Source organism: Ornithinimicrobium pekingense DSM 21552 (assembly GCF_000421185.1).
Taxonomy (GTDB): Bacteria; Actinomycetota; Actinomycetes; order Actinomycetales; family Dermatophilaceae; genus Ornithinicoccus; species Ornithinicoccus pekingensis.
In genome coordinates this window covers 180,026-192,968 of record NZ_ATWJ01000007.1, presented here as the reverse complement: position 1 = coordinate 192,968, position 12,943 = coordinate 180,026, and the positions used below count along the sequence as shown (strand labels likewise).

Sequence of the window (12,943 nt, the reverse complement as noted above, 5' to 3'; positions counted from 1 at the left end):
GCCCTCAGTCGGCGATCTCGTGCAGCTGGCGGGCCGCCTCCGACAGCGAGCCCGACATCGAGGGGTAGACGGTGAACGTCGAGGAGAACTGGTCGACGTTGAGCCGGTTGGCCACGGCGAGCGCGATCGGGAAGATCAGCTCGCTGGCCCGGGGACTGACCACCACGCCGCCGACGATCGTGTGGCTGCCCTTGCGCGCGAAGATCTTGACGAAGCCGTCCTGGACGTTCTGCATCTTGGCCCGCGGGTTCTTGGTCAGCGGGAGCATGACCGCGCGCGCGTCGACCCGGCCCTCGTCGATGTCGGCCTGGCTGACGCCGACGGTGGCGATCTCGGGGTCGGTGAAGATGTTGGAGCTGACCTTGCCCAGGGACAGCGGGGCCACCGCGTCGCCCAGCGAGTGCGCGACGGCGATGCGGCCCTGCATCGCCGCCACCGACGCCAGCGGGAGGACGCCCGTGCAGTCACCGGCGGCGTAGACGCCCGGTGCGCTCGTGCGCGAGACGCGGTCGACCTCGATGTGGCCCGACCGCGTCAGCCGGACCCCGGCCTCCGCGAGCCCCATGTCGGTGGTGTTGGGGATGGAGCCGACCGCCAGGAGGGCGTGGGAGCCCTCGACCTCGCGACCGTCCTCCAGGGTCACCACGACGCCGTCCCCCTCCCGGCGCACCCCGCCCGCGCGGGACCGGTTGAGCACCGCCATGCCCCGGCGGCGGAAGACCTCCTCCACGACGTTGGCCGCGTCGGCGTCCTCCCCCGGCAGGACGCGGTCCCGGGAGGAGATGAGGGTGACCCGGCAGCCCAGGCCGAGGTAGGCGTGGGCGAGCTCGGCCCCCGTGACGCCCGAGCCGATGACGATGAGGTGCTCCGGCAGCTCGGTCAGCGCCCAGATCTGCTGCCAGGTCAGGATGCGCTCGCCGTCGGGTCGCGCCGAGTCCATCACCCGGGGACGGGCGCCGGTGGAGACCAGGACGAGGTCGGCCTCCAGCACGCGGGTCGTCGCGGCCTCGTCACGGTCGGAGCCGTGCGGGGCCGGCTCCTCGCCCGAGAACACGTCGTGGACCCCCTCCACGACCTCCACGCGCCGGTCGGGCAGCAGCCGGCCTGCGCCCTGGACCACCTCGACCCCGGCGCTCTCGAGCCGCTCGCCGATGTCCCGGCTCTGGGCCCGGGCGAGCTCGATGATGCGGGAGTTCACGTCGCTGATGTGAGCGGTGACACCCTGGTCGGTGGGCACCTGGGCGCCGTCGAAGTGGACCCCGATGCGCTTGGCCGCGGTGAAGCGGTCCATGAAGTCTGCGGTCGCGATGAGGGCCTTGCTCGGCACGCAGTCGGTGAGCACGGCGGCGCCGCCCAGCCCCGAGCGCTCGACGACCGTCACCTCCGCGCCGATCTGGGCGGCGCCCAGGGCAGCCTCGTAACCGCCCGGTCCCCCACCGATGATGACCACGGACCTGTTCGCTGCACTCACGGGCCCTATCCAACCATCGAGCAGGGCTCCCCCGGGCCCTGGGCCGCCCGGGCCGCCGCGGGGTCGGCGTCGCCGCGACCCGCGCACTAGGCTGAGCCGCGTGAGAGCGGACGACATCGACGACCCGAGCACCGACCCCCGACAGGTGGCCCAGGCCGCCGCCGCCGTGATCGCCGAGCGCACGGGCGCGCCGCGGCACGACATCGCCCTGGTCCTGGGCAGCGGCTGGAAGCCCGCCGCCGACCTCCTCGGCACGGCGGACACCGAGATCGACAACACCGACGTGCCGGGCTTCGCCGCGGCCGCGGTGGAGGGACACACGGGCACGATGCGGTCGGTGCCGCTGGCCGACGGCAGGCGGGTGCTGGTCTACGGCACCCGGACCCACTACTACGAGGGCCGCGGCGTGCGGTCCGTCGTGCACGCCGTCCGCACCGCCGCGGCCGCCGGCTGCTCCACGATCGTGCTGACCAACGGCTGCGGGGGCCTGCGTCCGGAGTGGGAGCCGGGCACGCCGGTCCTGATCAGCGACCACATCAACCTGACCGCGACCTCCCCGCTGGAGGGCGCCACCTTCGTCGACCTGACCGACGTCTACACCCCGCGCCTGCGCGACCTGGCCCGGGAGATCGACCCGAGCCTCGAGGAGGGCGTCTACGTCCAGTTCCGGGGACCCCACTACGAGACGCCGGCGGAGGTCCGCATGGCCAGGGTCATCGGCGGTGACCTCGTCGGGATGTCGACCACCCTGGAGGCGATCGCCGCCCGTGAGGCGGGCATGGACGTGCTGGGCATCTCCCTGGTCACCAACCCCGCCGCGGGCATCAGCCCGACCCCCCTGGACCACCAGGAGGTCATCGAGGCCGGCCGTGCCGCCGCGCAGCGCTGCGGCGAGCTGCTCGCCCGCATCGTCGAGCGCATCTGAGAGAGGACGAGGTATGGAGAGCACGCCAGCGGTGGAGCCGAAGGCCTCGAGGACCGGCGGCGGGGACCGGGACGGGGACGACCGTGCCGGGAGCACCGTCGAGCAGGCCCGCGCGTGGCTCGCGGACGACCCCGACGAGGCGACCCGGGCCGAGCTGTCCGACCTCCTCGAGCGGGTCGAGGCGGGGGACAGCGAGGCGCGGCACGACCTCGAGGACCGCTTCTCCGGCTTCCTGGAGTTCGGCACGGCCGGGTTGCGCGGGGCTCTGGGGGCCGGGCCCAACCGGATGAACCGCGCCGTGGTGATCCGCACCGCCGCCGGCCTGACGGCATACCTGACCCGGCGGCTGGAGGACGCGGGTGACCGCACCCCGGGCCCGGCGGTGGTCGTCGGCTTCGACGCCCGCCACAACTCCGACGTCTTCGCCCGCGACACCGCGGCGGTCGTCGAGGCGGCCGGTGGGCGGGCGATGGTCCTGCCCCGGCCACTGCCCACGCCGGTCCTGGCCTTCGCGATCACCCACCTGGGCGCCGACGCCGGCGTCATGGTGACCGCCAGCCACAACCCGCCGCAGGACAACGGCTACAAGGTCTACCTCGGGGACGGCTCGCAGATCGTGCCTCCGGTCGACACCGACATCTCCGCCGAGATCGCCCGGGTGGGGTCGGTGGCGCAGGTGCCGATGACCCAGGACGGCTGGGTGACCCTGGGCGACGACGTCGTCGAGGCCTACCTGGACCACGCGGTCGCCGTGCTCGACCCCTCCAGCCCGCGCGACCTGTCCGTCGTGCACACCGCCCTGCACGGGGTCGGCTCGGCGATCGTGCACGAGGCCTTCCGCCGTGCCGGCTTCCCCGAGGTGACCCCGGTCGCCAGCCAGGAGCACCCCGACCCCGACTTCCCGACGGTGGACTTCCCCAACCCCGAGGAGCCCGGCGCCATCGACGCCTGCATCGAGGTGGCCACCGCCGTCCAGCCCGACCTGGTCGTGGCCAACGACCCCGACGCCGACCGGTGCGCGGTCGCGGTCCCCGAGGACGGCGGCTGGCGGATGCTGCGCGGCGACGAGGTCGGCGCCCTGCTGGGTGAGCACGTGATCCGCCGCGGTCGGGCCGGGGGCGAGCGGACCGTGCTCGCCCGCTCGATCGTCTCCTCCCGCCTGCTCGGCGCCATGGCGCAGGCCGCAGGCCTGCGCGCGCAGGAGACCCTGACGGGCTTCAAGTGGATCGGCAGGGTCGAGGGCCTGGCCTACGGCTACGAGGAGGCGCTCGGCTACTGCGTCGACCCGGCGGTCGTGCCCGACAAGGACGGTGTCACGGCGGCGCTGATGGTCTCCGAGCTCGCGGCCACGCTCAAGGCCGAGGGCCGCACGCTGCTCGACCTGCTCGACGACCTCGCCGTCGAGCACGGCGTGCACGCGACCGACGCCTTCTCCGTGCGCGTGTCCGACCTCTCGCTCATCCCCCCGGTCATGGCCCGGCTGCGCGCGGAGCCGCCGGCCGAGCTCGGCGGGGTCGGGGTGGCCCGCGTCGACGACCTCGCGCAGGGCTCGGCGGACCTGCCTGCGACCGACGGCGTGCGGTTCCTGCTGCAGGACCAGACCCGGGTGATCGTCCGCCCGAGCGGCACCGAGCCCAAGCTCAAGGTCTACCTCGAGGCCGTCGTGCCGGTCGAGGGGGCCGAGCACCTGGCCCGGGCACGGGCCGAGGCGGCGCGCCGCCTGGCCGGGGTCCGCGAGGGTATGGAGCAGCTGACGCAGGTCTGACGTGCCCGCTCCCGCGGTGCTCAGCCGAGGGCGGCGAGGACGAGCAGGCCGACCGCGAGCGCCAGCACGGCCGCGGAGGACCAGGAGACGCGCTGGGTGACCCGGGACGGCTCCCCCGCCACCGCCGTGAGCTGACCGCCGTCCAGGCGCCAGCGCTGCAGGGCCCGCTGCACCTCGTCGGCCACCCCCTGCGCGGTGATGCCGCCCGACCCCCGTCTGCGGGTGGTCTCGGCGAAGTCGTCGATCCGCGTGCGTCGCGCCCACTCCCGCCGCACCGGGACGGCCCAGGAGCTGAAGCGCCGGCCCTCGACGTCGTGCACCTCCAGCGCCCAGCGGTCGGTGACCTCCTCGACGGCCGCGAACGGCACGGTGGTGTCGGTGACGATGTTGGCGAGCACGACCCCGTCGGTGCGCAGCTCCACGTGCGGGCGGAGGAAGAGGGCCCAGGCGGCCGCCGCGACGGCGACGACGAGCGCCACCGGCCAGGCGAGCCCGCCGCCGGCGCCCGAGGCGAGGTCGACCGCCGTCAGGGCCGTGAGCACCGCCGCCCCGGCGACCATCGTCCAGCCGATGACGCGGGCGGGCACCGTGCGGTAGACCCGCACCCGCTCGCCGGTCAGGGTGCTCGTCCGCTCTCTCACGGTGCCTGAGTCTACGGTCGCGGCCACCTAGACTGGTCTGCCATGGTCGACTCCGCCCACCCCCGTGCCCGGGTGCTCCTGATCACCGGACCGAGCGGCTCGGGCAAGTCGCGCCTGTCCCGGCGGCTGCACGCCAGCCACGGGTGGCCGCTCCTGCAGCTGGACGACTTCTACCGCGAGGGCGGCGACCCCGGCCTGCCGATGAGCCCGCTCGGCCTCGTCGACTGGGACGACGTGCGCTCCTGGGACCTGGAGGCCGCGGTGGCGGCGATGGAGGAGCTGTGCCGCACGGGCACCGCCGCCGTGCCGCTCTACGACATCTCCAGCTCCAGCATCACCGGTCGGCACGTCGTCGAGCTCGACGACGCCCCGGTCGTCGTGGCGGAGGGCATCTTCGCCGCGCACGCCGTCGCCCCGCTGCGGGAACGGGGGCTGCTCGCGCAGGCCTGGAGCGTCCACCACCGCCCCTGGGTCACCTTCGTGCGGCGCCTCACCCGTGACCTGGCCGAACGCCGCAAGCCGCCGCTGACGCTGTGGCGCAGGGGTCACGTCCTGCGCCGGGCGGAGCCGGGTATCGTGGCCGCCCAGCAGGCCCTGGGGGCCCTGCCGGTGCGGGCCAAGGTCGCCGAGCGCCTGGCCGAGGACCTGCTGGCACCCGGCGCGCACCATCCTGCGGGCCGGCCAGCACACCACGCACAGGAGGAGCCGCGGGATGACCGACCAGCCCGGCCGCCCGCCCGGTGACGACGTCCCGCCGTCCGGCACCCCGCCCCGCCGGGCCGCGCCACCGCCCGCGTCGGCACCCGGCTGGGGAGCGCCGCCGCCCGTGCCGGCACCCGGCCCCGGCACCCCGGCCGGTGCCTGGCACCAGCTGCCTCCAGAGGAGCTGGCGCGCCTGCACCAGCCGGGCATCGTCCCCCTGCGCCCGCTCGGGATCGGTGACGTCTTCGGCGGCGCCCTGCAGACGATGCGGCGCAACCCCGGGGCGACGGTCGGCACCGGCTTCCTCGTGCTGGCCCTGCTGCTCGTCCCCTCCTACCTGGGGTCCCTCGCCGTCCTGCAGGTCGGCGGACTGGCCCCGGAGGACCGCAGCGTCCTGCTGACGCTGGTCGCCCTGCTCTTCTCCGTGCTCGGGTCGGTCGCGCTGACCGGCATGATCGTCCACGTCGTCGGTGAGGCCGTGCTCGGTGACCGCGCCGGGCTCGGGGAGACCTGGCGGGTCGTCCGCGGCCGGCTGCCGGCCCTCCTGGCCAACCTGCTGCTGATGTCGTTGCTGCTCGGCGGGGTGGCGGTGGTGTCCGTCGTGGGTTTCGTGCTGCTCGGCTGGCTGGCCTCGGAGGCCGGGGGCGACCTCGCCCTCGTCGCGGTCACGGTGGTCGGGATGCTGTCCCTGGTCCTGCTGCTGGTGTGGGCCGGCATCCGCATGTCCCTCGCGCCCGCCGCCGTCGTGCTCGAGCGTGTGGGTCCGTGGCGCGGTATCCGGCGCGCCTGGTCGCTGACCAGAGGCGGCCAGGGGTGGCGGGTCGTGGGCATCACACTGCTGGCGAGCATCCTGACGGGGATCTTCACCTCCGCGGTGCAGGTTCCCGTGAGCATCGCCGCGATGATGCTGGGCGGGTTCGACCTGCTCAGCGACGAGGGCCTGTTCAGCCCGGTGCTGCTCGGGGTGGACCACCTGGTCCAGCTCGTCGTCGGCTCCTTCGCCATCCCCTTCACCGCAGGCGTCACGGCCCTGCTCTACCTCGACCAGCGGATCCGGCGGGAGGGTCTGGAGACCGCGCTCCTGAGGGCGGCCCAGGCCCGGGCCGCCGCGCGACGGTCCTGACCGGGGCCGTGCGGTGAGGACGGGCAGCCCGGTCGACCCGGACCGCGACGAGGCGCGCCGCTGGCTGGAGGAGGAGCTGCGCGCCCCGGACTACGAGGTGCGGGAGTCCCTCGTCCTGCGCGTCTGGAGATGGGTGAGCGACCACCTGCCCTACCTCGACCTCCCGGGCCGGCTCCCCGGATGGGCCGCCTGGGCCCTGCTGGGCGTGGTCCTGCTGGCCGCCGCCGCCGTCGTCCTCTTCGCCGCCCGGGACCGGTGGCGTCGTGGTGCCCTTGCTGCCGCAGGACCCCGCGGGGCCGTGCTGGAGGAGACCGGGGTGACGGCCGCGCAGTACCGCCGGCGGGCAGACGCAGCGGCCGCCGCCGGGAACTGCGCCGCGGCCCTGCTGGACGCCTACCGCGCGATCGCCGCCGGCGCCGTCGAGCGCACCCTCGTCGACGACCGCCCGGGGCGCACCGCGCACGAGGTGTCCCTGGTGCTCGCCCCGGTCCTCCCCCGGGAGGCGGGTGCGCTGGCCGCCGCCGCCGACGCCTTCGACGCCGTCCGCTACGGCACCCACCGACCCTCCGCGGGCGAGGTCGCCACCGTGATCGAGCTCGAGCGCCGCGTCGCTTCGGCGCGACCGGTGCTGCCCGGGCTCGGGGACCTGTCGTCCGAGGCGACCCGGTGAGCGCACCCGCCCCGGAGGCCCCCGCGCCGACGCCGCCGGCCGCGCGCCGCGGGCGCAGGCTGCTGCGCCGGTGGGGGCCGTGGGCGGTGCTGCTGCTCGCCGCCACCGTGCTGGCCTCCCTGCTCACCAGCACCCCGTCGGGCGAGCCGCTCGGCCCGGACAACCCGGGCCGGGAGGGGGCCCGGGCCCTCGCCCGGGTGCTGCAGGACCAGGGCGTCGACGTCCGTGTCGTCCCGGGCACCCGAGCCCTGCTGGAGGAGCAGGTCGGGCCCGGGGCGACGGTGCTGCTCCCCCACACCGCATACCTGAGCCCCGAGGCGGCAGCCGAGCTCACGGCCCACACCCGTGAGGCCCGACGGCTGGTCGTCGTGGTGCCGGACGCCGACGCGGCTCCCGGTGAGACCCTGGGTCTCGACGTCGACGTCGAGCCCGGTGGAGGTCCGCCGCTGCAGGCCGACTGCACCGATCCCCTCGTCCGGGACGGCGACCGGCTCGGGCGCTGGGACGTCATGCTCGAGGCCACCGGCGCCGACCGGGGCACCGTGACCGCGTGCTACCCGCCGGGCCTCGGGCACGGCGCCGGCGGCGCCCGCGCGGGCGCACTGCTGACGTTCCCGGCGACCGCCGACCGCCCGCCCACGACCCTGGTCGGCTTCGGCACCGCCCTGACCAACGCCCACGTCACCGAGGAGGCGCACGCCGCCCTCGCGCTGCGTCTGCTCGGCGACGGCCCCGAGCTGCTGTGGGTCGTGCCCCAGCCCGGTGACGCGGAGGTGGGCGCCGCTCCCGCCGGCCTGTGGGACGTCCTGCCCCGCAACCTGACCGCCGTCGTGGTGCTGCTGGGGGCCGCCGTGCTGGCCCTGGCGCTGGTGCAGGGCCGGCGCCTCGGCCCCGTGGTCACCGAGCCGCTGCCGGCCGTCGTCCACGCGGCGGAGACGACCCGCAACCGGGGACGGCTCTACCGCGAGGGACGCGACCGCGGCCACGCCCTGGCCGCCCTGCAGGACGAGGCGCGGCGACGGCTCGCCGCACGGCTCGGCCTGCCCGCTCCCGTCGCGCCGGACGACCTCGTCCGCGCCGTCGCCGACGCCGCCGGACGACCGCCCGACGAGGTGCGCCGCCTGCTCACCGACCCCTCCGCCGCCGACGACACGGCACTCGTGACCACCGCCCGGGAGCTGCGCTCCCTCGAGGAAGGACTGCACCCATGACCGACCCGTCCGCGACCGCATACCCCGAGGGCCCGGGGGCCACGGGCACGGCGCAGGAGGCCGCGGCCCCCGCCACGCCTGCGCAGGCCGACGCCGCCGAGCGTGCGCGCGCCGCCCTCCACGCGCTGCGCGACGAGGTCGGCAAGGCGGTCGTCGGCCAGGAGCAGGCGGTCTCCGGGCTCGTGGTCGCGCTGCTGGCCCGCGGGCACGTGCTGCTCGAGGGCGTCCCGGGCACCGCCAAGACCCTGCTCGTGCGGGCGCTCGCGGCCGCCCTGGACGTGCGGACCACGCGGGTGCAGTTCACCCCCGACCTCATGCCCGGCGACGTGACCGGCTCGATGGTCTACGACGCGGGGCGGGGCGACTTCAGCTTCCGCCCGGGGCCGGTCTTCACCAACCTGCTCCTCGCCGACGAGATCAACCGCACCCCGCCCAAGACCCAGTCCGCCCTGCTCGAGGCGATGGAGGAGCGGCAGGTCACCGTCGACGGCACGACCCACCGGCTGCCGGCCCCCTTCCTGGTCGCCGCCACCCAGAACCCGGTCGAGTACGAGGGCACCTACCCGCTCCCCGAGGCCCAGCTCGACCGCTTCCTGCTCAAGGTGACGGTGCCGCTCCCGCCGCGCGAGGACGAGATGGAGGTGCTGCAGCGCCACGCCTCCGGCTTCGACCCGCGTGACCTGCAGGCCGCCGGCGTCCGTGCGGTGGCCACGCCCGCGGACCTCGCCGCCGGGTCCGCCGCGGTGGGCCGGGTGCAGGTCGCGCCGGAGGTCATCGGGTATGTCGTGGACCTGGCGCGCGCGACCCGCACCTCCCCCTCCCTCCAGCTGGGCGTGAGCCCCCGCGGGGCGACCGCCCTGATGGGCACGGCCCGCGCCTGGGCGTGGCTGTCGGGACGAGACTTCGTCACGCCCGACGACGTCAAGGCGCTGGCCCGTGCGACGCTCTCCCACCGCGTCGCGCTGCGCCCCGAGGCCGAGCTCGAGGGTGTGACGACCGGGTCGGTGCTGGAGTCGGTGCTCGGCTCCGTGCCCGTGCCCCGCTGAGGCTGGCGCGTGGTCCTGCGTCGTCCGGTCGTCGCCCTGGTGCTCCTGGGGCTGGTGCCCGCCCTGCTGTGGCCGGGCCGTGCCGGTCTCGCGGTGGCGCTGTGGCTCGCCGGGGTCGCGCTGCTCGTCCTGCTCGACGTGCTCCTGACGCCGGCGCCGTCGCTGCTGCGGCTGGAGCGCTCGGACGACCCGAGCGTGCGGCTGCACGAGCCCACCACCTCGGTCCTGACCCTCTCCAACCCGGGGGCCCGGCGCCTGCGCGGCCAGGTGCGGGACGCCTGGGTCCCGTCGGCCGGGGCGGTCGACGACCGGCACCGGCTCGACCTGCCCCCCGGCGAGCGCAGGAGGGTCAGCACCGCGCTCGTGCCGGTGCGCCGAGGTGACCGTCCGGCCTCCGGAGTGACCGTGCGCCTGCACGGTCCGCTCGGCCTCGCGGGCCGCCAGCGGACCACGCACGTCCCCGGCCACGTCCGCTCCCTCCCGCCGTTCCGCTCCCGCCGGCACCTGCCCAGCCGCCTGGCGCGCCTGCGCCAGCTCGACGGGCGGTCGGCGGTGCGCACCCGGGGCCAGGGCACGGAGTTCGACTCGCTGCGGGACTACGTCGAGGGTGACGACGTGCGCTCGATCGACTGGCGGGCCACCGCCCGTCGCCAGCACGTGGTCGTGCGCACCTGGCAGCCGGAGCGCGACCGGCGCGTGGTCCTGGTCCTGGACACCTCCCGCACCAGCGCCGCCCGGGTCCGGGACGAGCCCCGCCTGGACGCCGCGATGGACGCCGCCCTGCTCCTCGCCGCCCTCGCCTCCCGGGCCGGCGACCGCGTCGACCTGGTGGCCGGGGACCGCTCCGTGCGAGCCAGGGCCGGGTCCGGGGGTGGCCCGGCGGGCAGCGGCACGGGCGGCCTGCTGCACGAGATGGTCACCGCCCTGGCCCCGCTGGAGCCGCGTCTGGTCGAGGCCGACTGGACGGCGCTGGCCGGGGCGGTCACCAGCCTGACCCGGCACCGTGCGCTCGTGGTGCTGCTGACCCCGCTGGAGCCCGCGGCCGTCGAGGAGGGGCTGCTGCCGGTGCTCCCGGCGCTCACCGCGCACCACCGCGTGGTCGTCGCGTCGGTCGCGGACCCGGCGCTGGAGGCCCTGCGCGAGGACCTCTCCTCGGTCGACGCGGTCTACGACGCCGCCGCGGCCGAGCGGACGGCGACGCTGCGGCACCGCACCGCGGCGGCCCTGCGGACTCTCGGGGTCTCGGTGGTGGACGAGCCCCCGGAGCGCCTGCCCGTCGCGCTCACCGACCTCTACCTGACGCTCAAGGCGCAGGGGCTGCTCTGAGGGAGCCGCCCGGACCGACGGTAGGATCACCCGGTGCCTTTCCCCCTCCTCGCCCGGTGACCTCCGCATGAGCAGCAGCCCCTCCGCCAGCACGAGACACCCGCAGCCGGAGGACCTGACCCGCTTCGCGTGGCTGTCCATCGCCGCAGCGCTGCTGACCATCGGGCTGAAGTCGACCGCCTGGCTGATGACCGGCTCGGTCGGGCTCCTCTCCGACGCCGCCGAGTCGCTCGTCAACCTCGTGGCCGCCGTCGTCGCCCTGGTCGCCCTGCGCGTGGCGATCCTGCCGCCCGACAAGAACCATCACTTCGGGCACAGCAAGGCGGAGTACTTCTCGGCCGCGGTCGAGGGCCTGATGATCTTCGTGGCGGCCGCGGTGATCCTGGTCAGCTCGGTGGAGCGCTTCCTCAACCCCCAGCCGCTGGAGAACCTCGGCCTGGGCCTGGGCGTCTCGGTCGCCGCCTCCGTCGTCAACGGCCTGGTGGCGTGGGTCCTTCTCCGTGCCGGCCGCAAGCACCGCTCGATCGTCCTGACCGCCGACGGACGACACCTGCTCACCGACGTGTGGACGTCCGTCGGCGTCGTGGTCGGGGTGGCCCTGGTCTGGGTCACCGGCTGGGACCGGCTGGACCCCGTCGTGGCCTTCGCCGTCGGCATCAACATCCTCGTGACCGGCTGGGGCCTGATCCGCTCCTCGACCGCGGGCCTGATGGACGTGAGCCTGCCCCGGGAGGACAACGAGCGCATCCAGGACATCCTGGACCGGTGGACCTCGGCGGAGGTGCAGTTCCACGCGGTGCGCACCCGCGAGGCGGGTCACCGCAGGTTCATGGAGATGCACCTGCTCGTGCCGGGAGACTGGTCGGTCAAGCGGGGCCACGACCTCACCGAGGACGTCATCGACTCCCTCATGGAGGCCTTCCCCGACCTGCGGGTCAGCTGCCACCTCGAGCCCATCGAGGACCCGCGGTCCTACGAGGACATGGGCGTCTGAGGCGACGTCGCACGGCATACCCGTGCGTCGGTGCACACCCCGGGCGTCAGCCCGACGAGGGTGCGGAGGCCGCCTGGAGGTCCTCCCCCACGTCCCCCGTCGCCCCGGCGCGCACCGCCCGCCGCCCGAGGGTGAAGACGTAGGCGAGGAAGAGCAGCAGGGCCGCGACGCCGATGCCCACCCGGGCCCACGTCGGCAGCGGCGAGGGGGTGACGAACCCCTCGATCACCCCCGAGAGCAGCAGCACGAGCACCAGGCCCAGGGCCACGGCCGCGGCGGTCCGGCCCTCTGCCGCGAGGTTGGCCAGGCGCGTGCGGCGCCCGGGCGCCACCCAGGCCCAGAACAGGCGCAGGCCGACGCCGGCCGCGACGAAGATCGCCATCAGCTCCAGCAGGCCGTGCGGCGTGATGAGCCCCCAGAACACCTCCGCGCGGCCGTGACGGTGCATGAGCGAGCCGATGACGGCCACGTTGGCGATGTTCTGCCAGAGCACCCAGACGACGGGGAGGCCGAGCACCCCCATACCGATGCACCGGGCCGCGACCCAGGCGTTGTTGACCCAGACCAGGGTGGAGAAGCTGCTCGCGGCGTTCTCGGAGTAGTAGGACTCGAACTGCACGTTGACCAGCAGCTGCACCTCCTCGGCGCTGAGCAGGCTGTTCTCCACGACGGGGTTGTGCACGAGCCACCAGCCGAGCACGAGCCCGACGACGACGTTGACGACCGCGGTGACCCCCCACCACCAGCGCAGCCGGTAGAGGGCGGCGGGGAAGTCCTCGGCCAGGAAGCGCCCGACCCCGGCCCAGGAGAAGGTGGGGACGCGGGAGGCGCGTCCCCTCGCCCGGGCCAGCAGGGTCGACAGGTAGGAGACGACGGTGGCGTCCGGAGCGCCGGACCGCACGGCCGACAGGTCGGTGGCGGCGCGCTGGTAGCGGTCCAGGAGCTCGTCGGCCTCGGCCCCCGTCAGCCGCCGGCGCCGCGACAGGGCGTCCAGGCGCTCCCAGTCCGCGCGGCGCCGCCCCACGAGCGCGTCCAGGTCCATCCGGCCACTGTATGCCGTGGCTCGCGC

12 protein-coding genes are annotated in these 12,943 nt (G+C 75.4%); 9 read left to right on the top strand and 3 right to left on the bottom strand.

Annotated features, from left to right (window positions below; genetic code table 11):
- Positions 1 to 4: 4 nt before the first annotated feature.
- A complete protein-coding gene (locus K330_RS0103035; protein ID WP_040657682.1) occupies positions 5 to 1,471 on the bottom strand; it encodes an NAD(P)H-quinone dehydrogenase in 1,467 nt (488 codons plus the stop codon).
- 100 nt (positions 1,472 to 1,571) lie between these two features.
- Here K330_RS0103035 and K330_RS0103030 point away from each other — a divergent pair, with 100 nt between their 5' ends.
- Positions 1,572 to 2,396 (top strand): purine-nucleoside phosphorylase, encoded by an 825-nt coding sequence (locus K330_RS0103030; RefSeq protein WP_022920382.1) that lies wholly within the window; start codon positions 1,572 to 1,574, stop codon positions 2,394 to 2,396.
- Positions 2,397 to 2,409: 13 nt separating this feature from the next.
- Positions 2,410 to 4,161: a phospho-sugar mutase gene (locus tag K330_RS18800; protein WP_022920381.1), complete on the top strand. Its 1,752-nt coding sequence runs from the start codon at positions 2,410 to 2,412 to the stop codon at positions 4,159 to 4,161.
- Positions 4,162 to 4,181: 20 nt separating this feature from the next.
- Here the strand turns inward: K330_RS18800 and K330_RS0103020 are convergent, their stop codons facing one another.
- Entirely contained in the window at positions 4,182 to 4,802 is a 621-nt protein-coding gene (locus K330_RS0103020) for a hypothetical protein (RefSeq protein WP_022920380.1), read from the bottom strand.
- Positions 4,803 to 4,844: 42 nt separating this feature from the next.
- Between K330_RS0103020 and K330_RS18795 the strand changes: the two genes are divergently transcribed.
- From K330_RS18795 to K330_RS0102985, 7 genes are all read left to right on the top strand, one after another.
- Positions 4,845 to 5,546 (top strand): uridine kinase family protein, encoded by a 702-nt coding sequence (locus K330_RS18795; RefSeq protein ID WP_022920379.1) that lies wholly within the window; start codon positions 4,845 to 4,847, stop codon positions 5,544 to 5,546.
- A complete protein-coding gene (locus tag K330_RS0103010; RefSeq protein ID WP_022920378.1) occupies positions 5,515 to 6,627 on the top strand; it encodes a DUF7847 domain-containing protein in 1,113 nt (370 codons plus the stop codon). Before K330_RS18795 ends, K330_RS0103010 begins: the two co-directional genes overlap by 32 nt.
- A 13-nt stretch (positions 6,628 to 6,640) precedes the next feature.
- Positions 6,641 to 7,297 carry a DUF4129 domain-containing protein gene (locus tag K330_RS18790; RefSeq protein ID WP_022920377.1) on the top strand — a complete coding sequence of 219 codons (657 nt, stop codon included), beginning with the start codon at positions 6,641 to 6,643 and terminating at the stop codon, positions 7,295 to 7,297.
- Positions 7,294 to 8,508: a DUF4350 domain-containing protein gene (locus K330_RS0103000; protein WP_022920376.1), complete on the top strand. Its 1,215-nt coding sequence runs from the start codon at positions 7,294 to 7,296 to the stop codon at positions 8,506 to 8,508. The genes K330_RS18790 and K330_RS0103000 overlap by 4 nt, the downstream gene beginning before the upstream one ends.
- Positions 8,505 to 9,554, top strand: a complete 1,050-nt coding sequence (locus K330_RS0102995; protein WP_022920375.1) for an AAA family ATPase — start codon at positions 8,505 to 8,507, stop codon at positions 9,552 to 9,554. The genes K330_RS0103000 and K330_RS0102995 overlap by 4 nt, the downstream gene beginning before the upstream one ends.
- A 9-nt stretch (positions 9,555 to 9,563) precedes the next feature.
- Positions 9,564 to 10,880, top strand: a complete 1,317-nt coding sequence (locus K330_RS0102990) for a DUF58 domain-containing protein (protein WP_022920374.1) — start codon at positions 9,564 to 9,566, stop codon at positions 10,878 to 10,880.
- A gap of 67 nt (positions 10,881 to 10,947) precedes the next feature.
- A complete protein-coding gene (locus tag K330_RS0102985; RefSeq protein ID WP_022920373.1) occupies positions 10,948 to 11,874 on the top strand; it encodes a cation diffusion facilitator family transporter in 927 nt (308 codons plus the stop codon).
- A gap of 46 nt (positions 11,875 to 11,920) precedes the next feature.
- Here K330_RS0102985 and K330_RS0102980 read toward each other — a convergent pair whose 3' ends face one another.
- Positions 11,921 to 12,916 (bottom strand): stage II sporulation protein M, encoded by a 996-nt coding sequence (locus K330_RS0102980; protein WP_029202254.1) that lies wholly within the window; start codon positions 12,914 to 12,916, stop codon positions 11,921 to 11,923.
- Between the last annotated feature and the right edge of the window lie 27 nt (positions 12,917 to 12,943).

Coding starts and splice junctions, on each gene's coding strand:
- K330_RS18800 (WP_022920381.1), top strand. CDS start 2,410: ATGGAGAGCACGCCAGCGGTGGAGCCGAAGGCCTCGAGGACCGGCGGC.
- K330_RS18795 (WP_022920379.1), top strand. CDS start 4,845: ATGGTCGACTCCGCCCACCCCCGTGCCCGGGTGCTCCTGATCACCGGA.
- K330_RS0103010 (WP_022920378.1), top strand. CDS start 5,515: ATGACCGACCAGCCCGGCCGCCCGCCCGGTGACGACGTCCCGCCGTCC.
- K330_RS0102995 (WP_022920375.1), top strand. CDS start 8,505: ATGACCGACCCGTCCGCGACCGCATACCCCGAGGGCCCGGGGGCCACG.
- K330_RS0102985 (WP_022920373.1), top strand. CDS start 10,948: ATGAGCAGCAGCCCCTCCGCCAGCACGAGACACCCGCAGCCGGAGGAC.
- K330_RS0102980 (WP_029202254.1), bottom strand. CDS start 12,916: ATGGACCTGGACGCGCTCGTGGGGCGGCGCCGCGCGGACTGGGAGCGC.